General features: G+C 42.7%; 22 protein-coding genes. 14 read left to right on the plus strand and 8 right to left on the minus strand.

The features are described from left to right. Nucleotides 1-10: 10 nt before the first annotated feature. On the minus strand, nucleotides 11-1,192 hold the full coding sequence (locus tag FLK61_RS05980) for a GNAT family N-acetyltransferase (RefSeq protein ID WP_176008598.1): 1,182 nt from the start codon (nucleotides 1,190-1,192) through the stop codon (nucleotides 11-13). 2 nt (nucleotides 1,193-1,194) lie between these two features. Next, entirely contained in the window at nucleotides 1,195-2,625 is a 1,431-nt protein-coding gene (locus FLK61_RS05985; RefSeq protein ID WP_176011150.1) for a cryptochrome/photolyase family protein, read from the minus strand. Nucleotides 2,626-2,700: 75 nt separating this feature from the next. Between FLK61_RS05985 and FLK61_RS05990 the strand changes: the two genes are divergently transcribed. From FLK61_RS05990 to FLK61_RS06000, 3 genes are all read left to right on the plus strand, one after another. Further along, on the plus strand, nucleotides 2,701-4,002 hold the full coding sequence (locus tag FLK61_RS05990; RefSeq protein WP_176008599.1) for a lysine N(6)-hydroxylase/L-ornithine N(5)-oxygenase family protein: 1,302 nt from the start codon (nucleotides 2,701-2,703) through the stop codon (nucleotides 4,000-4,002). A 43-nt stretch (nucleotides 4,003-4,045) separates the two neighbouring features. Further along, entirely contained in the window at nucleotides 4,046-5,038 is a 993-nt protein-coding gene (locus FLK61_RS05995) for an LLM class flavin-dependent oxidoreductase (RefSeq protein ID WP_176008600.1), read from the plus strand. A 144-nt stretch (nucleotides 5,039-5,182) separates the two neighbouring features. Continuing rightward, a complete protein-coding gene (locus FLK61_RS06000) occupies nucleotides 5,183-6,109 on the plus strand; it encodes a hypothetical protein (protein WP_176008601.1) in 927 nt (308 codons plus the stop codon). A 694-nt stretch (nucleotides 6,110-6,803) separates the two neighbouring features. Here the strand turns inward: FLK61_RS06000 and FLK61_RS06005 are convergent. The 3 genes from FLK61_RS06005 to FLK61_RS06015 form a co-directional block, all read right to left on the minus strand. After that, nucleotides 6,804-7,694, minus strand: coding sequence for an IS3 family transposase (locus tag FLK61_RS06005; protein WP_176008602.1), 891 nt, complete (start codon nucleotides 7,692-7,694; stop codon nucleotides 6,804-6,806). After that, nucleotides 7,691-7,984 (minus strand): transposase, encoded by a 294-nt coding sequence (locus FLK61_RS06010; protein ID WP_176008603.1) that lies wholly within the window; start codon nucleotides 7,982-7,984, stop codon nucleotides 7,691-7,693. Before FLK61_RS06010 ends, FLK61_RS06005 begins: the two co-directional genes overlap by 4 nt. A 145-nt stretch (nucleotides 7,985-8,129) precedes the next feature. After that, the gene (locus FLK61_RS06015) at nucleotides 8,130-8,399 is read right to left on the minus strand and encodes an acylphosphatase (protein ID WP_176008604.1); all 270 of its coding nucleotides are present in this window, start codon (nucleotides 8,397-8,399) and stop codon (nucleotides 8,130-8,132) included. 135 nt (nucleotides 8,400-8,534) lie between these two features. Between FLK61_RS06015 and FLK61_RS06020 the strand changes: the two genes are divergently transcribed. The 5 genes from FLK61_RS06020 (at nucleotide 8,535) to FLK61_RS06040 (ending at nucleotide 13,771) form a co-directional block, all read left to right on the plus strand. Then, nucleotides 8,535-9,620 (plus strand): CdaR family transcriptional regulator, encoded by a 1,086-nt coding sequence (locus FLK61_RS06020; protein WP_176008605.1) that lies wholly within the window; start codon nucleotides 8,535-8,537, stop codon nucleotides 9,618-9,620. A gap of 112 nt (nucleotides 9,621-9,732) precedes the next feature. Further along, the gene (locus tag FLK61_RS06025) at nucleotides 9,733-10,992 is read left to right on the plus strand and encodes a GntP family permease (RefSeq protein WP_176008606.1); all 1,260 of its coding nucleotides are present in this window, start codon (nucleotides 9,733-9,735) and stop codon (nucleotides 10,990-10,992) included. A 29-nt stretch (nucleotides 10,993-11,021) separates the two neighbouring features. Next, the gene (locus FLK61_RS06030) at nucleotides 11,022-12,161 is read left to right on the plus strand and encodes a glycerate kinase (RefSeq protein WP_176008607.1); all 1,140 of its coding nucleotides are present in this window, start codon (nucleotides 11,022-11,024) and stop codon (nucleotides 12,159-12,161) included. 44 nt (nucleotides 12,162-12,205) lie between these two features. Continuing rightward, nucleotides 12,206-12,967 (plus strand): lysophospholipid acyltransferase family protein, encoded by a 762-nt coding sequence (locus FLK61_RS06035; protein ID WP_176008608.1) that lies wholly within the window; start codon nucleotides 12,206-12,208, stop codon nucleotides 12,965-12,967. 483 nt (nucleotides 12,968-13,450) lie between these two features. Then, nucleotides 13,451-13,771, plus strand: a complete 321-nt coding sequence (locus FLK61_RS06040; protein WP_176008609.1) for an SCP2 sterol-binding domain-containing protein — start codon at nucleotides 13,451-13,453, stop codon at nucleotides 13,769-13,771. 69 nt (nucleotides 13,772-13,840) lie between these two features. Here FLK61_RS06040 and FLK61_RS06045 read toward each other — a convergent pair whose 3' ends face one another. Beyond that, nucleotides 13,841-13,975, minus strand: coding sequence for an FbpB family small basic protein (locus tag FLK61_RS06045; RefSeq protein ID WP_176008610.1), 135 nt, complete (start codon nucleotides 13,973-13,975; stop codon nucleotides 13,841-13,843). A gap of 112 nt (nucleotides 13,976-14,087) precedes the next feature. Between FLK61_RS06045 and FLK61_RS06050 the strand changes: the two genes are divergently transcribed. Next, complete coding sequence (locus FLK61_RS06050) at nucleotides 14,088-15,053, plus strand: MBL fold metallo-hydrolase (RefSeq protein ID WP_176008611.1); 966 nt, start codon at nucleotides 14,088-14,090, stop codon at nucleotides 15,051-15,053. A gap of 18 nt (nucleotides 15,054-15,071) precedes the next feature. Here FLK61_RS06050 and FLK61_RS06055 read toward each other — a convergent pair whose 3' ends face one another. Beyond that, nucleotides 15,072-16,592: a BCCT family transporter gene (locus tag FLK61_RS06055; protein WP_176008612.1), complete on the minus strand. Its 1,521-nt coding sequence runs from the start codon at nucleotides 16,590-16,592 to the stop codon at nucleotides 15,072-15,074. Between the two features lie 205 nt (nucleotides 16,593-16,797). Here FLK61_RS06055 and FLK61_RS06060 point away from each other — a divergent pair, with 205 nt between their 5' ends. Continuing rightward, nucleotides 16,798-17,241, plus strand: coding sequence for a hypothetical protein (locus FLK61_RS06060; protein ID WP_176008613.1), 444 nt, complete (start codon nucleotides 16,798-16,800; stop codon nucleotides 17,239-17,241). Nucleotides 17,242-18,181: 940 nt separating this feature from the next. After that, on the plus strand, nucleotides 18,182-18,976 hold the full coding sequence (locus tag FLK61_RS06065; RefSeq protein WP_176008614.1) for a VLRF1 family aeRF1-type release factor: 795 nt from the start codon (nucleotides 18,182-18,184) through the stop codon (nucleotides 18,974-18,976). 39 nt (nucleotides 18,977-19,015) lie between these two features. On the opposite strand, the gene FLK61_RS06070 is transcribed toward FLK61_RS06065, so the two are convergent. Continuing rightward, nucleotides 19,016-20,212, minus strand: coding sequence for an MFS transporter (locus tag FLK61_RS06070; RefSeq protein WP_176008615.1), 1,197 nt, complete (start codon nucleotides 20,210-20,212; stop codon nucleotides 19,016-19,018). A 135-nt stretch (nucleotides 20,213-20,347) separates the two neighbouring features. On the opposite strand from FLK61_RS06070, the gene FLK61_RS06075 reads away from it, so the two are divergent. The 3 genes from FLK61_RS06075 (at nucleotide 20,348) to FLK61_RS06085 (ending at nucleotide 24,416) form a co-directional block, all read left to right on the plus strand. Further along, complete coding sequence (locus FLK61_RS06075) at nucleotides 20,348-20,728, plus strand: OsmC family protein (protein ID WP_249777688.1); 381 nt, start codon at nucleotides 20,348-20,350, stop codon at nucleotides 20,726-20,728. Between the two features lie 68 nt (nucleotides 20,729-20,796). Beyond that, complete coding sequence (locus FLK61_RS06080; protein ID WP_430708793.1) at nucleotides 20,797-22,149, plus strand: MATE family efflux transporter; 1,353 nt, start codon at nucleotides 20,797-20,799, stop codon at nucleotides 22,147-22,149. Between the two features lie 80 nt (nucleotides 22,150-22,229). After that, nucleotides 22,230-24,416 (plus strand): tetratricopeptide repeat protein, encoded by a 2,187-nt coding sequence (locus FLK61_RS06085; protein ID WP_176008618.1) that lies wholly within the window; start codon nucleotides 22,230-22,232, stop codon nucleotides 24,414-24,416. Nucleotides 24,417-24,558 lie beyond the last annotated feature (142 nt).

Here is a 24,558-nt window from a genome sequence, read left to right on the forward strand (position 1 = left end):
ATCGTCGTCTTTAAAAGAAATCATAAAAGAAGACTTCTTTATTAGGTGTAGCCCGCTCTAAAATATCCACCGCTCCCTTATCACCTCGAATCAATCCTTCTTTGTACAAAGCATGCGGACGATGTGCGTTTAAAATGATGACAGCGAGCGTTTGAATATCAAGAAGCAGACAAGAGGAGAGGGACTCTTCATGCTCCCGATCGCTAATTCGCGTGACCTTCGTCGGTGGGGCAGAGGATGCCTCTAATTGGAAAATACCCGTATTCCATGGACAAAGCTCATCATGGATGGAGAGTAAGACGCGCTCACCTTCTTTAAAATGAAATCGTACTAATGTTAAAAGCGATTCTACATCAATAATTCGTGCCATAAAGTAGGAATTCACTTCCCGTTTTACTTTCGGATCTGGAAGTAAAAACGGCATTTCGTCGTGAGCTAGAGTTAACGTAAACGTCTCAGCCATCGAATCGTGCTGACTCATTAACGTAAAGAGAGCTTCTCTAGCTTCTGGGTCGAGCCAAATGATCTCACTTACAGTCATATGATCATTTTTTACCTCATAAATCATATAGCCGCGAGGCGTATCATTGTCATTCTTATAAACAACCATACGTCCTTTTTTACGCTTAAAAATACTTTGCTTCCACCACTTTTTATCACGTACCAATGGACCATTTTTATCAGTAGCCCACTCCTGATACACCTTATCTAGTAGCTCGATTGCCTGCCCCTTCTCCACAACCTGATAGCTCCCCTTATACGGTTGCTTAGCTGGTAGCTGCGCGCGAGTAAGCGTAATTTTTTGCTGATCGGCAAAAAGCTCATAGCCAAATCGACGATAAAATGGGACAGAAAATGGATATAAAAAGCTTAGCAGTTGGCCTTCCTGCTTCATTTGACTAAAAGCGTGATGCAACAGTTTAGCTACATGCCCACGACGGCGATGCTCAGGTAACGTAACAACTCCTGAGACGCCGCCCATAGGAATCATGAGTCCATGTAAATACGTATAAAGTGGCAAAACAGTAAGCTTTGATACGATCTGTCCATCTTCTTCGATCACGAGTGTTTGCTCTGCTTTCATTTCACCTAAGCGCTCTTGGCGCTCTTTGTCGGTCATATCATATTGAAAGGCAAATTCACTCATTCGTATAGATGCTTCTAACTCGCTTTTTTTAAGCTTTCGAATCATGGTCAGTCCCCCTTGGCCTCCTCGTAAAGTGCAATGGCCCGTTTTCTCATTTCACTATGATCGACAATCGGATCTGGATAGTCTTCGCCAATAATACAACCTGCTTCTTTTTGCACGGACTCAGGCATCGTATGAGGCTCATGAATGTACTTTTTAGGCACGTCCTTTAGCTCTGGCACATATTTTTTAATGTATTCTCCCTCTTTATCAAACCGCTTCGACTGTGTAGTCGGATTAAACACACGGAAGTATGGAACGGCATCCGTACCAACCGATCCAGCCCACTGCCAGCCACCAATATTTGATCCAGGGTCGTGGTCAATCAACTTCTCGCGAAAATATGCTTCGCCTTCTCGCCAATCAATTTGAAAGTCCTTCGTCAAAAACGAGGCAGTGATCATTCGAAGTCTATTGTGCATCCATCCAATAGCATTTAATTGCCTCATTCCTGCATCTACTATAGGAAAGCCTGTCTTACCATCCTTCCATGCCTGCAACAGATCCTCATCTTTGTTCCAATCTAATGATCGAAACTTTTCTTGAAACTCTTTTGTCTCTGTCTCAGGGAAGTGATGAAGGATCATCGCATAAAAATCACGCCAAGCGAGCTCTTTTATATAAGTCTCAGCACCTTTTGTCTGTGACTGCTTTCTTGCTATCGCCTGTTCGATTTGCCTAGCTGAAATAGCACCGGTGCGAAGATAAGGAGAGAGTCGGCTCGTTCCTGCTTTGCTTGGTGTATCTCGCATGTCGTCATAATGATCGACTCGACCGCTAAGAAAATGCTTCATTCTTTTTTGTGCTTCTTCTTCGCCAAGTCGCTTCCAATTCCTTTTACATTTTGGAAGTACCTGCTCATCAAAATAAGCGACAGCCTCTTTATCTAAGTAAGCTTTTTGAGGGGAGAGTGCTGCCAGCTCTTCTATCTCAAGCTTTATTATCTCATTTTTATCCTGCTGCATCCATTGTTTGGAATAAGGGGTATATACCTTATATGGAGTACCGTCTTTTTTTGTTATTTCGAACGGCTCGTGAATATAGTTGCCGCGACATGCGTGGACATCAATCTCTTTTTTACGAAGCATCTCCGTCACAAGCTCATCACGTTTTTTTGCGAAAGGTGTATAGTCTTTTGCGTATGAAACAGAGGCTAAGCCTTTGACATCTAAGAGCTTTTTAAAGGCCTTCTCGGGGTCTCCATGTAAAAATTGAAGACGAATGTTATTCTCTTTTAAATACTCTCTAAACGTCTGTAACGTTTGAAAGAAATAGTCGTTGCTTTGCGTAATAGAGGATAAAAAGTCTGGATGAAGGTGAAAGAAAAATAACAGCTCACCGTCATCTCCCTCTGCCTGATTATAGGCATTCCAAACTGCGGGGTTATCTTGAATACGAAAGTCATTGCGTAACCAAATTGCATGAATTTTTTTCATCACGTGTGTCACCTCATCAAATTAGGGTAATTAACTAGATAGACTGCAAATTTTGCGAAGAAAGCTGGGGAAAACATGGACAATTTATACGATATTATTGGAATAGGAATTGGACCATCCAATTTAGGAATGGCGGCTTTACTTGAAGACCAAGAGGATGTAAAAGCACTCTTTTTTGATGAATCTCCTACCTTCCAGTGGCATCCTGGTATGCTCATTGAAGGCGCTGATTTACAAGTTCCCTTTCTTGCCGATCTTGTAACATTTGCCGATCCGACAAGCCGCTTTACTTTTTTAAACTACATTCACGAAAAAGGTAGAATGTTTTCTTTCTTCTTTTTTAATCGATTTGATATTCCACGAAGAGAGTACAACGACTATGCGAAGTGGGTTGCTGACAAGCTTTCGAGCCTTCAGTTTGGTCGTAAGGTAACCGACCTAATTGATCACAAAGACCACTACGAAATTAAAGTCGAAGACAGTGAAACACAAATGACTAGTCATTACTTTGCCAAACATATCGTCGTTGGAACGGGTACTACACCAATGATTCCAAAAGACCTTGAAGGCTTTCCGGAGGAAGACGTACTGCACACAAGTCAATATCATTTTCATGAAAAGACGCTCATGGAAGCAGATCGTATTTTAGTTGTAGGCTCCGGTCAGAGCGCAGCGGAGGTATTCCTCGAGCGGCTACAGCAGCAGGGTCACACGACAAATCTCTATTGGCTCACGAGATCCTCAGGCTTCTTTCAACTGGAGGCAGGTAAGCTAGGTCAGGAGGTATTCTCACCGGACTATATTGATTATTTTCAAGCTCTCCCTTTCAAAAAACGGGTAGAGGAGCTCCCAAATTTATCGCAGCTTCGTAATGGTGTGGAGCAAGCTACGCTTCATCAAATATATGACCTTTTATATCATCGTTCCGTAGCTGGTGAGCCGACTAATTCCACGCTACAAACGAATAGTGAGATCACGTCTCTAAAAAAGGTTGACGAAGGTTATGTAGCAACCTGTTACCAATCACAGCTTGAGCAAAGCTTTGAGCTTAAAGTAGATAAGGTGATTTTAGGTACAGGCTATAAGCCTAATATTCCAGCGTTCTTAAAAGATTTTTATGACAAAGTAGAGTTTGAAGACGAAGATCGCTTTAAGGTAACACGCGACTATAAGCTTGTCTTTAAGGATTCGCGTAAGCACCAAATTTATTCCTTAACAAACCTCGAACATTCACATGGTGCGGGTGCAACTAATCTAGCTTTAAGCGTACACCGAAACATTGTTATCATCAACGAAATAGCTGGACGTGAGCTTTACAAAGACGTTCGTGATAATGTGTTTCAATCGTTTCATATTGAGCAGGAAAATGGACAGTAGAATCATTCCTCCTTCATACTAATAGCTGAAGGAGGACGAAACAATGAAACTTAGTATACTTGATCAGTCGCCTGTAGCCCAAGGTCAAACGGCAACGCAGGCTCTGAAACATACATTAGATTTAGCACAAAAAGCAGAGAAGTGGGGATACCATCGCTTTTGGATCTCCGAGCATCATGACTCTGAATCTCTAGCTGGAACGACGCCTGAAATTCTGCTCTCACATATAGGAGCTCATACGTCTTCAATAAGACTCGGTAGCGGAGGCGTTATGCTACCGCACTATAGTCCATTTAAGGTTGCGGAGAACTTTAAAATGCTTGAAGCCCTATACCCTGATCGAATAGATGCTGGAATGGGGCGTGCGCCAGGTGGTATGCCTCGCGCTACGCTAGCATTAAGTGAAGGGAACCCACGCCATGCGGAGCGTTTTCCAACTCAAATAGATGACCTTTTACGTTATTTACGCGGCGAGCCAATCCCAGAATATCCATATGGTGGTGCTAAAGCAGCACCGATTGTAGACACACCACCACCGGTATGGATTCTAGGATCAAGTGGCTCTAGTGCGCAGCTCGCTGCACAAAAAGGTCTTCCGTATACGTTTGCGCATTTTATCAATGCAGACGGGGGAGAGCGTTTCGTTAATCATTACGTAAATAACTTTACGCCGAGTGAACAAGCAGAGAAGCCACAGCATATGGTCGCAGTGTTTGTCGTGTGTGCGGATACAGATGAGCAGGCAAACTATATTGCCTCCAGTTTGGATCTAACGATGCTACAGCTCGAAAAAGGAATGCCGTTGCACGGTACGCCAGATCCTGCTCAAGCCTCCCAGTATGAATTTACACCATACGAACTTTCGCGAGTAGAAGAAAATCGACGTCGTATGATTATCGGTGGGCCTGAAATAGTGAAGGCAGAGCTTGAGGATTATGCAAAACGTTATCAAACAGATGAAGTGATGGTATGTACCATTACCTATGACCACCAAGATCGATTACGTTCCTACGAGTTAATCTCAGAGATGTTTTAATAAGGTATAGGGTAAGAGACCAAGCGGGGAAGGGGCTTGGTCTCTTTATTTGAGAGGTTTGTATATATACTAGTGTATACATACAACTATTTCTTTATATAGTAATGTTAAACTAGTTAAAGCTTCGATATTGGAGGTACTTTGATGAGCCAAAATACAACTAAAATCGTCCCATTAGTGGATCTTGACACGAGTATAGTAGAAACTTACATAAATGAATGGACGAGGAATGACACGTATTCAATGAGTTATTTCTCGCGGGGAATGAAAAGTCCTCAGCCAAAAGCTCAACTGGCTATATTGGAGGACGAGCAACCTAAAGGCTTTTTAATCGCTTGGACGTCTAGCATTCATCCTGCCTGTACATATGTATCCATTATTTCATCAGAAAATGAGCATACCTACATAAAAGCTCTACTTATAGAAGAACTTCGAAGAAATGATGGTGTTCGCTTCCCTTTGCAAACTACTGTGTTGGAAGAGGAATATGAAATAGTAAACTTCTACCGATCGCGACAATTTACTGTTCTTCGCAAAACGTATTTACCGTCTTTAGCAATAAAAGAAGTAAAGTCTACCAATAGTTTTCACATAAAAAATGGCATGATCGATCTTACTAGTATTGCGAATAATAAAGATTTGAGAGAACAGTTGGTGATACTTGTGAAGGATTGCTATGAGAGGGCGCACCTTGGTAATCAAGTAGCTGCCTTAACTCTGGATCAGTGGGAGGACCTCATATTTAGTAGCGACCTTATTAAAACGGGCAGTTTTATATACGTGGATGAATTAGGGGTTAGATCGTTTGCGATGCTACATGAAGGGGATATTGATGCCTCTTATGAATTAGGCTGGCGAGGAGCTAGAGATACAACATACATACGTGATATAGAAGAGCTTACGCAGGCGCAGATAGAGATTGCGTATCAGCATGGGGTGGATGTATTGGAAGCAGAGATAGATACAACCGATCCATATGCCATGCATATGCTTTCCGCATTTGCTTTTGAAAATAGAGAAACGCTAGTTACATTTCAGCTAAAGCAGAGAAAATCTATAAAAGTAGAGTAGGGAGCATAATCGGCAACTGACTTGACTCAGAGTTGCAATTGATTGAAAGGTTGTATGGATGCTTCCTGCTATGAGAAATATAATTATCGGTCTTTAATTATGAAGTAAGAGTTAATCGCGCAAGTTAGAGGTTGAACTGCGCAAGTTGAGCAGTCAATCGCGCAAAAGTCAGCATGAATCGCGCGAAAATAAGGCACGACTGCGTAAAGTGAAAAAAATCGCGCAAGTCGGAGGGGTAACTGCGCAAGTTGAGCAGCCAATCGCGCGAAAGTCAGCGTGAATCGCGCGAAAATAAGGTGCGACTGCGCGAGGTAGAAAAAAACGCGCAAGTTGGAGGGGTAACTGCGCAAGTTGAGCAGTCAATCGCGCGAAAGTCAGTGAGGAACGCGCGAAAATAGGGTGCGACTGCGCGAGGTGGAAAAAAACGCGCAAGTTAGAGGTTGAACTGCGCAAGTTGAGCAGTCAATCGCGCAAAAGTCAGCATGAATCGCGCGAAAATAAGGCACGACTGCGTAAGATGGAAAAAACAGCACACGTAGAAGGCGGAACCGAACAAAATTTGGACTTCTGTCAATAAAGTAGACACGAAAAAAAGCCATTTTATATTCGGAACGCCTACCGCGCTTCGCTTGCTGGGTCATGTCAATATGGTGGATAAATAGCCCTCCACCATATTGACATGATAATGGGTTATTTATGACGTATAGGATACAATAGATTCGACGTATTGACGCTCAAATTGATTTGGGGACACATAATCAAGTGTAGAATGTCTCCTACGTTCGTTGTATCTGTTCATAATATAGTAACGGACGGACTTCTTTCCTTCTTCGCGAGTTTGATATCTTCGACGATAAATAAGCTCTTTCTTGATCGTCGCATGAAAAGATTCGATACAAGCATTATCATAAGGATCTCCTTTTCGACTCATGCTTACTTGGATTCCATATTCGTATAATACTTCTTGATACGCTCTCGAACAGTACTGAGAACCACGATCGGAATGGTGAATCAACTTGTCTGAAGGTTGTCTTGTATGTAGCGCCATTCGTAATGCAGAGAGCGCAAGCTCTGTCTTCATCTCTTTATCAATGGCCAATCCAATAATCTTACGTGAAAATAAGTCCATAACCGTAGCGAGATATAACCAACCCTCCAAGGTTCGTATGTATGTAATATCCGTTACCCATACCATATCTGGAGCCTCCACATGGAAGTTACGATCTAACAAATTTGGGGCAACTGGCATGTCGTGTTCGGAGTCCGTTGTGACTTGGTATTGACGCTCTGGCAGCGCACTTAGCTCATGCTCTCTCATAATATTTGCGACTGTTTTAAGGGATATCTTATACCCCCAATCATCTAAATCTTCTAAGACTCGTGGACTTCCGTACGTCCCTTGACTTTCATGGAAAGACTGTTTGATCTTCTTTACGATTTCTTTCTTACGCTTTTCTCTTTCTGTTTCAGGAAGGTCTTTTCTCTTTAACCATTTGTAGTATCCAGCTTTTGATACTCCCATTACTCTGCACATGTCCACAACCGTAAACGTATCTACATTCTCCTGAATAAATGCATATATCACTCGTGGTCTTTTGTGAAGTAGTGCATAGCCTTTTTTAAGATTTCATTCTCCGTTTTCATCGCTGCCATCTCTTTTTCGTGTTTCTTTTTCATCGCTGCCACTTCAGAGGGCGTGTAGTGCGTTTCCTTTTCTTCACTTGGATTTACTCTTTCCAAGTAATCTTTCTTCCATCTCCCTAAAGACGAGGACGAAATATTTAACTCATGTCCTACATCCGTCATCTTACGCCCTTCCTCTACAACCAGTTTCACCGCATAGTCTTTAAACTCTTGATCCGGTCTCTTTTTCATATTCAACACGTCCTTTTTAATAGTAGTTTTAGTATAGCTTTTCCCACTAGGTTCGTGTCTACTTTTTATACTACCTCTAAATTCTATCACAATTGCAAAACCCAGCCCACTCTTTTAACGGAATGGACTGGCTTTAAACGTGCACTTATTTAATTTTAAAGTCTTTTTCATTCTCAACTGTATCAAGCTTTGTTGTTTGAAAGCTGTCTACTTTAGCTGGGAATTGGGCTTGTTTGACTCTATCTAAAAATCGATAGACTGTTGCTTCCTCGCCTTGTACCTCAAGATGAACGTCACCGTTTGCTTCGTTTTTAACCCAACCTGTGAGAGAGCGCTCTACTGCTTGGGCTTGTGTAAAAACGCGAAAGCCGACGCCTTGGACGCGACCAGAAATTATAGCTTCATAGCGAATCATTGTATCTCTCCTTCAAATAAAGTCTTCCCCACTATCTTTTCCCCAAAAAAGGAAGAATCATGTTAGTAAAACAAATTATTATGTAGAAGTAGGGTCATGCTATGATTGAAGGAGTTAAAAAAAGGGGTGGCGTGTGTGCTATCAGCGGAAATAGCGCAGGAAATTGTGGAGCGTACGATGAAGATCCTGCCATATAATATTAATGTGATGAATGAAAAAGGAATGATTATAGGGTCTGGTACACGAGACCGAATAGGAACTGCTCATGAAATAGCGAGACAGGCGATCGTGGCCGAAGAAGCAATTGAGATAACATCTGAGTTAGCGGATGAGCTTGAAGGAGTTCGACCCGGAATCAACCTACCAATCACGTTTCAAGGGACAATTGTCGGAACGATTGGCATAACAGGAGATCCACGAGTCGTAAGGCCATTTGGAGAGCTTGTTAAAATGACAGCGGAAATTATTCTCGATCAATCATTTTTATTAAACCAAATGCAGCTAGATGAGAGGATAACGCGCGAGCTTGTGAACGAATGGATCCGTGGGGAAGCGACATCCTCCAAACGATTTATAGAGAGAGCAAAAGCATTAGCCATTAATTTGGAGATAGCGAGGGGAGCCGTTATTATTGCGATCCCAGAGCGCGAGCTAAGTAAGCGTGTAAAAATTAATCATATTGAAGAGATCGTTAAAAGGGATTTAGGGGAGCAGGATGTCCTAAGCGTACTCGAAGGTAGACTTGTCATTCTTATTCATGCTAATACGGAAGAAGAGCTAAACGATCGCGCAAAAGCGTGGGTGCATGCCTTTAAAACGAGCGTAACGATTGCAGTTGGCTCGCTTCAATCAGATTATCATGCTGCGCACACGTCTTACATCGAAGCACTACATACCTCAATTGTCATGGAGAAGTTGGAGGATTCTATGAGCTTTGCTACCTACCAAGATAAATCGCTTGAGCGCTTATTGTATAAGCTTTTTGCAGGTGAAAAAGTAGTGGGAACGGCGTTGTCAAAAGAGCTTGTATCAACCCTACAAACATATGTCGAGCACGATGGATCTATTCAAGAAGCGGCAGATGCTCTTTTTATCCACAGAAACACGATGTCTTATCGTTTAGAACGCATAGAGATACTAACAGGTAAGAATCCTAAAAAGCTGTCTGATCTCTTTTATTTGTATGCAACGGTTGTCCTTGCTGAAAAACTGTCAAATTAACTAAAATACCTACATTAAAAACGCTTACATTTGTGCAAATGCACAAAGACTGTAGGCGTTTTCATCTTTATGATAGAAGGTAAGCGATTACAACTATAAAGGAGTGTGTACCATGCCGATTTCTGCAATAGGTGCCATTATCGGACTTGTCTTATCAATTGTACTTATCTTAAGAAAGGTTCCACCCGTTTACGCATTAGTAGCAGGAGCTTTAGCTGGTGGTCTTATCGGTGGCGCAAGCCTCGCTATGACCGTCGAATTTATGATAGAGGGTGCACAGGGAATTATACCTGCTGTGCTTCGAATTTTAGCAGCAGGGGTGTTAGCCGGCGTTTTGATTGAATCTGGAGCCGCTTCTTCGATCGCTCGAGCAGTGGTAAAAAGGCTCGGGGAAAAGAAGGCATTACTTGCTTTAGTACTTGCCACAATGGCTCTGACTGCATCAGGAGTATTTGTTGATGTTGCTGTTATTACCGTCGCGTCTATCGCACTTGCTATTGCACATAAAGCAAAGCTATCTAAAACAGCGATCCTACTTGCCATGGTTGGTGGGGGTAAGGCTGGTAATATTATGTCACCAAACCCGAACACAATCGCCGTATCTGAGGCATTCAACGTTCCATTGACCTCTGTTATGGCAGCGGGTATTATTCCAGCAATCTTTGGTGTTACGATCACATATTGGATGGCAAAACGACTTGCACAAAAAGGGACATTTGTTTCTTCTGAAGACGTAGAAGAATCTGGTGTCGAGAAGCTACCACCGGTCGGACTTGCGATCATCGCACCGCTCGTAGCGATTGCGCTGCTTGTTATGCGTCCGCTATTTGATATTGTAGTCGATCCAATGATCGCGTTACCTGCAGGTGGACTAGTTGGTGCACTTGTAATGGGTAAGATTACGAAAATTAACGGATTTATTATCTCCGGATTATCTAAAATGTCTGCTGTGGCCGTGCTGTTATTAGGTACTGGCGCACTAGCTGGAATTATTACAAACTCAGGACTACAGTTTGTGCTAATCGATACGATCGACGCACTCGGACTGCCTAGCTACGCATTAGCGCCGGCTTCTGGTATCTTTATGTCTGGTGCAACGGCATCGACAACTGCTGGGGCTGTTGTTGCTAGTGAAGTATTCAGTGGCACCTTGATGGAGCTTGGAGTATCGGCATTAGCTGGTGCAGCTATGATTCATGCAGGGGCAACCGTTATTGACCATATGCCTCACGGGAGTTTCTTCCATGCGACAGCAGGTAGTGTATTAATGAGCATTCAAGAGCGTCTCAAGCTTATTCCTTACGAAACAATTGTCGGACTAACGCTTGCGGCAGTATCGACATTAATCTTTGGTGTCTTCCAGTTATTTTAAATGCACATGCTTAAAAAGGGGTTTTTCAGATGAGAATAGTGATTGCACCAGATTCATTTAAAGAGACAGCGACAGCAATGGAGGTAGCAACGGCGATTGAAGCAGGTTTAAAGCCGGAGCTACCTGATGCGACTATTATAAAGTGTCCGATGGCAGATGGTGGAGAAGGGACGGTACAGTCTCTTGTGGATGCAACAGTAGGTAAACTCGTTACGACTCAGGTTACAGGCCCTGTTGGTCAACCGGTAGAAGCGACCTACGGCATTTTAGGAGATCACCAAACGGCAGTCATTGAGATGGCCGAAGCATCTGGTATCCACTTAGTCGACCGCGATGTAAAGGACCCTAAGATTACGACAAGCTTTGGTACAGGTGAATTGATTCGTCATGCCCTTGATGCTGGAGTGGAGAAATTTATTGTCGGTATCGGTGGAAGTGCAACAAATGATGCTGGGGCTGGGATGCTTCAAGCACTAGGCGTGCATTTTTATGACGAAGCAGGTCTAGAGCTTGGTCCCGGTGGAGCTGCTTTAGGTCAGCTAGCACGAATTGATGCGACTGGACTTGATTCACGACTAAAAGACGTAAAGATTCGCGTGGCATGTGACGTTGATAATCCTCTACTAGGAGAAACGGGAGCATCCGCAATTTACGGCCCTCAAAAAGGAGCAACGAGCGAGGATATTGTTTTATTGGACCGTGCGTTAGAAAATTTTGCTGATCTCGTCGAACCAGACTGCGGTCACGACATTCGCTCTGCCAAAGGCGCAGGCGCAGCCGGAGGACTCGGAGCAGCATTCCTTGCGTATTTGCCAGCCACGTTGGAGCGAGGAGCTACCATTGTTTCGGACGTAGTAGGATTAAAGCAGCACATCTCCCACGCCGATCTTGTCATTACAGGCGAAGGTGGGGTCAATCATCAAACGATTTACGGTAAGACACCTATTCACGTAGCTAAAGTGGCTAAAAGCTTTGATTTACCAGTTATCGCACTTTGCGGAAGCGTCTCAAATGGCTATGAGACAGTGTTTGAGGGAGGAATTGACGCTGTTTTTAGTACCCTAACAGAACTTACAGATCTCGAGACCTTGGCTGAAACAACGCCACAGCACATCCAAAAAACAGCTCGCAATGTCGCACGATTGTTGAAAATTCGACTCAATCTGTAGGCCTCCCGTGCTATAATAGGACTAAAATGAGTCGGAGGAACAACATGATTCGCACTACAATATGGTTTATTTATTTCTTTTTATATTTACTCGTCATCTCACCAGCGATACCTAAAGGTCGTCGTTTAAAGGAGAGTGGAGATGAGAGAGCGGACGCTTTCGTTCAACAGAAGTCGTCGACCTGGGCACGTCGATTAATTAAACTAGCTGGAGGACGTATTACGGTCCACGGCTTTGATAATATCCCGAACGAACCTGTACTTTTTGTCAGTAACCACCAAGGTAACTTTGACATCCCTATCCTGCTTTCGAGTACAGGTCGCAAAACGGGGTTTATTTCAAAAGTAGAGGTTAAGAAGATTCCTTTGATCCGAAGCTGGATGGAGCTTTTAGACTGCGTGTTTCTTGACAGAAAAGATCGTCGCCAAGCAGTGAAAGCGATTCGTTCAGGCTCTGATCGGTTAGTTGCTGGGGCGAGCCTTGTGATTTTCCCTGAAGGCACGCGTAGCAAAGGGAAGCCGGTCCAACAGTTTAAAAAAGGTAGCTTTAAGCTAGCGACACTTTCAAAGGTTACGATAGTACCAGTCTCAATGAATGGTACGTATCGTATGATGGAAGCAAACGGTGGCAAAATGAAGCCAGCTGATGCATCCATTACGTTCGGAGAACCTATCCGTATTCATCAAGAAAATCCGGATATGAAGCTGGATGAATTAGCGGAATACGTACAACAGAAGGTAGAAGAGAATTTGGATGCGAAGTATGTTGCGCCTAAAGAGCAAGTGGTGGAAGAAGTACTGTCTTAAATAGAGTTAATAGGTTGGAGGCTGAGGCGAATCTCAGTCTTCTTTTTTCATAGGGATGCTGTGTGGGAAAGTTGGGGGAAAAGCGGAAGGACTGCGTAAGGCGGAAAAAACCGCGCAAGTTGGAGGGAGAACTGCGTAAGTGGAGGGATCAACCGCGCGAAAGTCAGCGTGGGTCGCGTGAAAAACAAACAAAACCGCGTATTACTAAAAACCACTCAGAAAATCCTCCGCCGAAAGCAACAGAATACTCTTTTCCAGTCGCCATTAAATTTTATTTATCTCTCCGATATCTCTGTTCAAATGAGCGAATTTCACGTATAATTAATGAATGAACAATCATTCATTATTTGAATCACTGAACCATGAATTTACTCACTGATTCATCACTTGATCATTCCACCAAATCACTGTATCATCCATTAACATCCTTGTTCTTAGTCAATGATCAACCCTAACTAAACCATCATTTACAGGAGGCCAACCATGCAAGCAGAGCAAAAAATGCAAGAAGTCGTGACTAAAATGAATACGAACCCTGAGCATATTCAGGATTTAACTTACACGTACGAATTTCGCTTAACGGATAGCGGAGTGCGTCAGCTGCACATTGAAAATGGCAAGGCTGAACTAACAGAACCAACTAGAGAGCCTAAACTAGTTATTGAAATCTCAGATGAGAACTTCGTGAAGATGGCGAATGATGATCTGAATCCTACGACAGCCTATATGACTGGCAAGCTAAAAATCAAAGGAGAGATCGGCCATGCCCTTAAATTCTCCCAGCTATTAAAAAAATATCAGTAAACGCAAAAAGGGCTGTTCAATATTGCATTGAGCAGCCCGAGCATTTAAGGGAAGAAAAAAACACGAATATTAATTAGCAGAATGCTGTTCGTGTCTTTCTTCTAATTTTTCTTCGATCTGGTCAATAGCCTGTGGATCTGCTAAAATCTCCTGCTTGTTCTGCTGAACCAGTTCTTCGAAACTTTTACGATTTGCTTTACGCATGCAAGCTTCACCCTTTAATCATAATTTTCTAACAATTATAGTATACTACTAATTCTATCGAAATATACACGAAATTGTGACAAAATTTCGACTACAGAAAGGGGTTTCATGAATGGCAGTGTCAACAGCGTTAAAAAACATCCATAAAATCACTATTCCGACACCATTTGCTGTAGGTCCAGTCAATGTATATGTTCTTACAGGTGACAAACATATATTGGTAGATACGGGACCAGCAACGAAGGAAGCGGAAGAGGTCTTACGTCATGGACTTCAGCAACTACAGCTAACTCCGGAGGATATTCACACTGTCGTTACCACTCACCATCATCCTGATCATGTCGGACTCGTTCATCTATTCAAGGACGCTGAAATCATTGGGCACGAAAAGATGCAGCCTTGGCTTGTAAAGGATCAAGCATTTTTTGACCAAATATACGCTTTCTTCCGCCCTTTTTTCGCCCAAAATGGCGTCCCTGAAGAGCTAGTTAATCAGATGGTCACGACTCATCAGGCCTATCTGACCTATACCGAAAAAACATCCCTCACACGAACAGTCAGAGAGGGCGACCGCATTGGTGACTATACGGTACTAGAGACTCCTGGGCACGCACAAACGCACATTTCACTCCTGTCTAAGGATGGCACCCTCATAGCCGGTGATCACCTTATCGCGCATATATCATCAAATGCTATTATTGAAGCCCCTTATTCTTCGGGCGAAAATCGTGCTAAAACGCTCCTTCAATATCGTGACGCCCTGCTTAAAATTAAAGATGTATCTTGTGTGTTACCAGGTCACGGTGAACAAATAGACGATCCTACGATCCTCATTCAGGAGCGAATCAAGCAGCAGGACGAGAAGGCTATCATGTTTTTAGATAAACTAGGAGACAGCGAACTATCTATTTTTGAGTTGACGAAGCTAGTATATAAGCGACTCGTTGATAAACAACCAGACTTAACGTTTTCTGAAACACTTGGGCACGTCGAGCTTTTAGAGGAACAAGGGCTCGTTGAGTTCAAAAAGGATAACGAAGGCATTATTCGATATAAAAAAGCTAAGGCACAAAATTAGCCCTAGCTTTTTATACATTTATTTCTTTGTAGGGAATTGCTCGTGGTAAAGCTCTTTTGCTACTCGTGGCGCTAACCATAATGTAGGTAGTAGCAAAATAGACACAGGAACGGCAGTTGCTACAATAAAGGATTGTAACGCGTCTACACTGCTTTCTCCGATGAAAAGAAGGATCGATGCAACAGCACCCATAAGGAGCGCCCAAAAAACGCGTAACGCTTTTTTAGGGGTCTCATTACCAGTGATAGCAACTGCGATCGTATAGCTCATCGAGTCAGCCGTCGTGGATACGAAGATAACCGTAATAAACAAGAACGCAAGTGCCATAAAGGTACCCATTGGCATTTGTGTCATGATTGCGATCATGGATGCAGGTAATCCGTCAGCATTTAATGGATCCGAGATAACACCTGGATTTTGTAACTCGAAGTAAATACCTGAACCACCAACAATCGTGAACCAGAAATTTGTTACGATTGGCGCGATTACCGCAATTGCAATAACGAGCTCTCGTAGCGTCCTTCCCCGAGAAATTCGCGCAATAAACGTAGCCATAATCGGACCGAAACCAATAAACCAACCCCAGAAGAATAATGTCCAAAACGAGAGCCAGACAGTATCTCCTCTGTATAAGCTAATTGGTAAGAGGTCACGCATGTAAACCCCCATCGAATTAATAAATTGGTCAATAATAAATCGACCTGGTCCAATCAGCAACACAACAGCCATTAATACAAGTGTTAAAACAATATTCCATCTGCTTAAAAACTGAATTCCGCGATGGAGTCCTGTAAGCGCAGAGATAGAGGCAATTGTAATTAATCCAACTACGATGAGTATCTGCGTGACAATTGTGTTTGGAATTCCAAACAACGTGTTTAAGCCGTATGCGGCCTGTAATCCTAAAAATCCGATAGGTCCAATTGTCCCAGCTGCTACAGCAATAATGGAAAATGCATCGGCAGCAGTACCAATTATGCTATTCTTTGCGATTTTTTCTCCAAAAATAGGGTATAGTAGCGTACGAGGTTTAAGAGGCATCCCTCTATGGTAATGTCCATACATAAGGATAATGCCAGCAAGTGTACCAAGTATCGCCCAGCCGAGGAATCCCCAGTCAAGGTAAGACTGCGCCAAAGCTGGTATTACAGCTGCTTCCGTGCCTGGCTCGGCATCGTACATTGGAGGTGTATCTAAAAAGTGATACACGGGCTCCGCAGCCGCCCAAAAAACGCCACCTCCTGCGAGTAATGTACACATGATGATCGAGATCCACTTAAACGTACTAAATTCGGGTGAATCTTTTTTACCTAACTTAATATTGCCGTATTTAGAAAATGCCAAAACCATTGCGATAACAAACGTAAGTAACATTAATACTTGCCAGAATGCACCAAAGTAATCAGCTGATAACACAAAAGTGACATCAACGAATTCTCTTACTGCTTCTGCATTTATTAATGACGCCAGAACGAACAGCACGAGGAGACCTCCGCTTATAATCGTAACTGGCCAATCAATTTTATGAGAAGTGTTCACTTCTACCTCCTGTAAATAGTTAATCAAGTGTGTCGAGTGATGTCGACTAGCACAAGTATTAGATTATACTAAATGTACGAAAAATAGAAAGGGATTTACTCGTATTCCAAAAAGTCAGACTAGCGTCACGTAAAAATTTGGCTGTTTTTTCCGATTATTGATACACTACAATGTAGATACGAATAGAAATGGAGGCTTACAAGCTATGAGTAGTGCAAAATGGATTATTGGTGGAACTGTAGCAGGAATTATTGGAGGAGCCATGTATCTTTCAAAAAATAAAGGTACATCTCACGAAGGGTATGTAGACCCTAATCAACCTCAACCGAAAAAGGTGATTCAAGCTTTTGCTGAAAACCGCGAGACAGTCGTAGAGAAACTACGTGAATCAGGCTCTCGTTTATCCACAATCTTCGACCGCGCGTCCGACGACGTAAAAGAAATGGTACAGGCTGGTCAAAAAATGCGCTATCACCTAGATGATGTGATGGACGTATTAAAAGACGTTAACTCTGAGTGGAAGAACTTTATCGATGAGAATGTCGAAAAGCCAAAGCGAATCGGGGAGAGTAACGTAGAAATTAACCACGTTCCAGATCAGCCACCGCTATCTGAACAGCTAGATCTAGACGAAAAAGATAAGCTATAAAACAAAAGCAGCTCTGCTGAGCTGTTTTTTGTTTTAGTTGGAGAAGGTAAAAAAAACTTAGTTGGTGCAAGTGATCAGTCTCAAGTAAATCTAATCTGATGCAGATACATACGTCATAGAAGCAGCTCTAAGTGACTCAATCATCCGTCATATTGAAGCGATCTGGCTCTAATGTAGTGATAATTTCTTCGGTTTGACGCAAACCAATAAGCTTGACGCAAACGAATGCTCAAGTGAAGCAACGGATCACTTGTTTGAAGCATACGAATGGCAAGTTGAAGTAAACAGATCGCCTTTTGACGCAAAGCTATTTGAACCGACGCATACGAAGACCTAATTGACGCACTTCCTCTTTGATTTGATGCAAACAGAATTCAAAGTGAAGCAAACAAAATGCCCAACACAATCAACCATCACTTTAAAGCATTCAACGATAAACCAGCACGTCAATTGTCGCTTACTTCCATCAAAGAAAACCTGTTCTCAAAAGTAAGTGTTCCACAATCACTTTTTAAATCAAACGCAGAGCTGGCAGACCCGAAGGACATTCGGAGACAATCCATGGAGTTGGAGGTTTTGGAGATCCCACAGGAGGCGACCTTTGCCTCCGAGGAAGCTCCAAGGCAGACCCCATTGATGTCGTAGAGTGTCTGGAGGGCTGACGGCTTGGAGTGACTGATTTTCCTTTAACGTCGTAGAGTGTCCGGAGGGCTGACAGCTCGGAGAGCAGATTTAAACTGTTTGGTACTTTAGCAATTAAAGCTCGAAGGCTGAAGCACGTGAAAGAAACTAGTTAGCACTTAATCAATCTAGCTCAAAGAGCTAGGCACAAAACTAGCTAGAACTAATTCAACACCATCTCGACAAAAAAACCAGTTTTAACAACCGCATTCTAGGAAACAAGAAACCTACACCATTTTTTTAGGAGGGGATACTCGTTATGACATTAACAGAAGAAATCCACAAGCTAAGAGAATTAGAGTGCTCGGAAGGAAAGTGCGTACTATCTGTATACTTAAACACGGATCCAGCTAATCCAGACCAGCAAAAAGGGGAATGGAAGATCCGACTTAAAAATGGACTAAAACGATTAGAAGAATATATCGAGGCTTCTGGTGAAACAGAAGAGCTTAAAAGCTATAAAAAGCTACGTAAAAAAGTAGACGACGAAATTAATGGCAATCGAACAAATTTAACAAAAAGCGTTGTGATTTTTGCTTCAGACGAAGAGGATTTATGGTCCGTTCACTACTTGCCAATTGCTGTCGAGACTGATTTCCAATGGGAAAAGACAGCGCAAGTGGACCAGCTTGAGATGCTTGAGAAGCATTACCCACTAGCTGGGATTGTACTACCGAATATGGATGAAGTGAAGATTATTGAAACGTCGCTTGGAGAAATAAACAACGAGTGGACGTATACGTTTGATTCCGGTAAAGAAGAGTGGTCACTTAGTGACGGCATGGCTTCAGGCGATCGTATTGCTTCAGGAGCAACGCACGTAGATAAATTCCAACAACGATTCGAAGAGAATCTTCAGCGTTTCTATAAAGAAATGGCGACAAAAGTTGAGAATTTAAAGAAGAAGCAAAACTGGGAAGAGATTCACCTTGTAGGCGAAGCCGAAATGGTGCGCAACTTTGAGAGTGGGCTTCGAAAAGAAGTTGCTAGCCGAGTAGAGAAAAACTTAAATAAAGCAAGTGCAACTAAAGTACTTGATGAAGTATTTTCTTAACACAAAGACCTGGACAGTATCGCTGTCCAGGTCTCTTTTTTAGCTAGCCTTCGCATAACTGACGGCTTGATTGGATTTTCTGTGAAAAAAGATTCCGGCGATTAATGTTGAGGCAAGCATAAAGCTGATGGAATAGTACAGCGCGCCATCCCCAATTATCTCAATTAAGAAGCCACCGACGATTGGTCCGATCATGCTACCTAACGCGAACAGAACCGCGGTCATCACGTTACCTGTCGGTAAGAGGTTTGCTGGCACGAGATCGGCTAAATACGCAATTCCGAGTGAAAAGAGGGACCCTAAAAGCATTCCGGCGAGTACGAAGCCAGTGAGTAATAAAGCTTGGTTTTGTTCGATAAATGGCATGACCATGAAGATGACTAGGCCAAATGCTAAAAGACCAAGCAACACTCTACTTCGACCAACGCGGTCACTTAACATTCCTAAAGGAAGCTGTGTAATCAGGCTTCCAAATACAAATCCAGGTAATAAATAAGCAGTGGTGAACGAAAGGTCTAGTCCCATACGAATGGAGTAGACAGGGAAATTCCCGTGAATAGATGCTTCTAAATAACCGAATACGAATCCAGGAAGAAGAGCAAACCATGCAAGCTTAATGACCTGCTTGTAACGCCCAAATGTGCCAAGCTTGGAGGCAGTTTCGATTTCACGCTCTGGCCATTCGTTACGAATGAAGAGCATAAGTATAAAGGCAAATGCACTGACTGATGCAGCGATTATAAATGGTAGATATTCATTGATCTCTAAAAACTGCGCCATCATTGGTCCAAGCCCAAAGCCCAGTCCAAATGATAAACCATATAAAGATAGCTGTCTGCCTCGCTTTTTTGGATCTGCTGTCGTACTTATCCACACCTGCGTAGAGAAGTGAATGAGATTATCCGCTACCCCGACGATCATCCGAAGGATAAACCATAGCCAAAAGATTTGCCAAACTGGGAAAAAGAGTAACGCGACCGTTACAATTATAAGTCCGACTAAAATGACGGGCTTATAGCCAAATTTCCTCACTGGCTGTTCAATAAAAGGTGAAACGAGAATAATTCCGATATAAAGTGCGGCAGCATTTAATCCATTGGCTGCTGACGAAACTCCAGTACCCTCCAGCATAATCGCAAGCACTGGTAAAAGCATCCCTTGCGAGAACCCTGCAATTAAAACCATAAAAACGAGTACCCAATAGCGAAAAATAGGGTTGTTTTGTTTAGTTGACATGATGTATTCCTCCACATTGACCTAAGCGTTATCCTATTTCATTGTAGCCTCCTAAAAATGGAATGCAAGAAATTCTTTTTAAGTGACGAATGCCGGACTCATTTTGTACAATAGAAGAGATTGGAGATGATAGAAATGAATTTTACTTGGAATGGTGAAGCGTTCGAAGGAGAATTTAACTACGGTAATTTAACAGTGTCAGGCGACGAAACAAAAGGCTTTCGACCATTTCAACTAATGGTAAGCTCCATTGCCGTGTGCAGTGCATCTGTTTTACGACAGGTTTTAGAAAAGCAGCGCATGACAGTGACAGAGCTTTCCGTTGACGCAGACGTCACTCGAGATGAGTCTAAAGCCAACAGAATCTCTGCTATTGCCCTACACTATACGATTAAAGGCGAGGAATTAAATGCTGACAAGGTCGAGAAGGCAGTCAAGGTAGCGGCAAAAAATTGTCCGATGGCGCAAACCGTCGAGGGAGTTGTCGAGCTAACAGAAACGTTTGAAATTGTGTAGTGCATGAAGAGCCCGGCTAAATGGTCGGGCTCTTCTTCCATCAGCTACATTATAGAGGAGGCAGGACAGTGAGTAAGCAGTACGACTTTACAGAAGGTAGCATCATAAAGAAGATGATCTTATTTTCATCTCCGATCTTTATTACAAACATCCTGCAAACCTCTTATCAAGTGATTGATTCGATATGGGTAGGAAATTTACTTGGCCCGAGCGCGCTTGGTGCCACAGCTATATCTGGTACCGTTATTTTTACCATTCTCTCGTTTATTATTGGAATGAATACGGCTGCTCTTACCGTATTATCTCAGTATAAGGGCGCAAAGGACGATGAAGGATTAAAGAGAGCATTAAATGGTTTTGTCGTCATCCTTGGAGCACTGGCTATTGTGCTCGGTATTGTCGGCTTCGTTGTTGCCGAACGAGTGCTTGTTATTTTAGGTACGCCAGAAAATACGCTACCACTAGCAACCCTTTATTTACGCATTAATTTTATAGGTATTTTATTTTTATTTGGCTACAACTTTATCGCAACCGTTCTACGAGCATTAGGGGATAGTAAAACCCCAATCAGATTTGTTCTTATTGCCGTTATTTTAAATACAATCTTAGACCCAATCTTCATAGCAGTACTCGATTTAGGGATTGCAGGTGCTGCCTATGCGACAGTCCTTTCGCAAGGTTTTGCGTTTGTATATGGACTTATTTATTCAATTAGAAAGGCAAACGTCCCATTTTCTGTCCCAACAATTCCAGCAATGGTGCAGACGAGAAAAATCTTTAAACTAGGTCTACCATCTGGACTCTCCATGATGGTTATCTCGGGTGGCGTGCTTGCGATTATGTCGGTAGTAACAAGCTTTGGAGAAGAGGCAGTGGCCGGGTTTGGCGCTGCGCAACGATTAGATAGCTTGATTATGCTACCAGCACTGACACTTGGTTCTGCGATCAATAGTATGGCGGGTCAAAATATTGGTGCAGATAAATGGAATCGAGTAGGTGAAATTACTCGAAGTGGACTTCTCTTAATTGCAATTGTCTCAGTGAGTTTAAGCGCTATCGTCTTTTTTAGCGCAGAATGGACTGTTTCTCTGTTTGTACAAGACCCAGACACGGTTGCATTTGGTACAATGTACGTACAGACTGTTGCATTCTTTTATCCATTCCTCGGAATTAACTTTGTATTGAACGGAGTTGTGCGTGCTGCTGGTGCCATGTTCCAAGTGTTTGTTTTAAATGTCATTTCCTTTTGGATCCTCCGCTATCCATTAACCTATCTTTTCTCAGAGTGGTTTGGTGAGCGTGGAATAGGTATTGGAATGGGAGTGAGCCTCGTGTTGAGTGCTGCGATAGCCGTCCTTTACTATCGCTTTGGGAACTGGAAGGAAATAAAGATTATGGAAAAACAGAAGGAATCTAAGTAGAATAAAAGAATGAAGGACGTAAACGTGGCGACCACATCGAAAGAATAAGTTGGAGAATGAACGTCGAAGGGATGAACGTAATGACTATATCATTTGTCAATAAAACCTATTATCAGTCGATTTTATCTGATGAAGAAAATATGAATCCCGTGCAAAGCTTAGGCAAGCTCCTGCATGCAGCGCAACAGGATGGGGAAGCAGAGCTATCTCAAATTCGTTTTGCACAAGGAGAAATGTACTATCATCAATTGGATTTAGAAACAGCTATTTATAAATGGCAAAACGTCACAAATGAGCTTTCTGGATGGGCTCAAAAAAATATTGGTGACACCTACTATGATCTAAGGCTCACAGAAGACGCCAAGCAAACCTACAAAGCAATTGAGTCAGAGGACGATGTGCTGAGCGTAGAAGTAGCCTTACAGCTCCTTTCTATCTATGCAGAAGAGAGCAATAAAGAGCAGGTTTATCATTACACAAGCCGCGCACTTGCGATCAATCCAGATTATCCGAATGTAACAGACTTAGCTAAAACCGTTTACGAGGATTATGAGGACTGGCCAAAAGCAATCGACCTCGCGCTATCAGAAGGAGAACGGACAAACGAAACGGATTGGTATCGTTATCTCCTACGATATGTCGAAGCAGGGTACACAGCAGGCTTCACACCTGAATACTTTGAGAGCGCAATGAAGCACGTGTACACCCTGGACCGCGACTTGTTTATTCAGCTCATCGCGGCGCTCACTAAAACGTATCGTAATAAAGATACGTATCTTTATTGGGTCGGAACTCTCAACACCATCTTTGCGACGATCGAGTTAGACACCACGATGGACTGGGAGCTCTTAGCAGCCCTTCACCATGACATTTATTTAGATTTAACCTCAGGAGCCTATTTAGAGCGCGAGATCGAGCCTATCCTTCCTTACCTCGTGCAACATTGGGAAGAGCTCGCTATACGATCAGGATCTGGTCAAACGTTGAGTACTGCTGCCAGAGTAGCGTGGCAGGATACGTATCCAGATTTAAAAAATGAAACGATGGTAGAGCAAAAAGAAGACGCAGCGCTTGCAGTAGAAGAGATGCTAAAGCTTCTAGAAGACGTCGTGATCTGGTCGGAGGATGCGCAAGTTGACGAGACGGTTCTTATCAAACTACGTGAAGATCTCTCGCAACTACCAGGAGTCGGTGCACAATTTGTTACATCTTCTGATTTAACCTTTGATCGTGTGAAATGGCTAGAAGCATTAAGAAGAAATGCAAACGATGCAGAAGGCGAAAAAGCGAGACAAATGGCGCGAGAACTTTCATCAACCATCCAGCGCTTCTTACAGCGCCTCTTAAATCAGCAGGTAGCGGCTGAAGGTGGATTAGAGCAACAGATTACATTCTTTAATGAAATGCTGACAAAGCTCCGTGGTTTAAAAACAAGCGTAGAAGATTTACGCGAAGAGAAAAAAGAGTCCGTTATAGAAACCTACCAACGCATGAAAGATATGCAAAAGGAACAATTAATGGAAGCCATTCCTCGGATTATTAAGGATACAGAATCGTTGTTAGATGATGAAGACAGAAGTATTCGTACCATTCACGAAGAGCTCAACGATGAGATGAACAACCGCATTTATGAGTTTGCAAATGTTCAACTGCTTCCTGTTTTCAAGCAGTCGCTAGAGCGATGGACGCAAAATGTCGAAGCAGAATTTAAAGATACACAGCAGTATTTTGATGAGATGAATGAGAGTTTTAACAATCAGTTTAATGAGGAGCGTCTGAAGCTTCACCTAGATGCACAGCTATTCGCTGATTGGAAGCGCGATTTACGTCGTATGGTGAATCGAGCTGAATTCCAAGACGAAAATATTATGAATCGTTTGGAGCCAAAGCAACTATTGCTGCGTAATGTTGGGAAGCTATTTGGCGACATGCAACAAAATCGACAGTTCTTAATTAAACAGTATAGAAGCTATATTCAAAACGATTCCTTTGAAGAAGTAGCAGAGTCAATTTCTCATAAGCTGTTCTTTGAGTTTGATCTGTTTGAAAAGGCCATTAAATCGGACGTGGATGCTGCGTTTACCGATCTTATCGATCACATTGATGATTTAATTGCTTCTTATGAGGAAGCTCTTGAACAAACAGAGATTGAGCTTCAGGAATTACGAGAGCATCCGGAGAAATTCTATGATCCATTAAAAATCTTTGACCTTCGTCAAAAGCAGTGTGCACATTTGTTAGGAGATAGGCAAGACGTAATGGAATAAGATATAGGATAGAGGCTTAGGATTTCCTAGGCCTCTTCGTTATTCTGTAAGCTTAATGAGCTACTTTCACATATCTCAACTTTACGCATAATTCCCCATTTCGAGGACAACATAGAAGAAATAAGAATGAATGGAGGATGAC

Origin of the sequence: Paenalkalicoccus suaedae (genome assembly GCF_006965545.2) — a bacterium.
GTDB lineage: Bacteria > Bacillota > Bacilli > Bacillales > Salisediminibacteriaceae > Paenalkalicoccus > Paenalkalicoccus suaedae.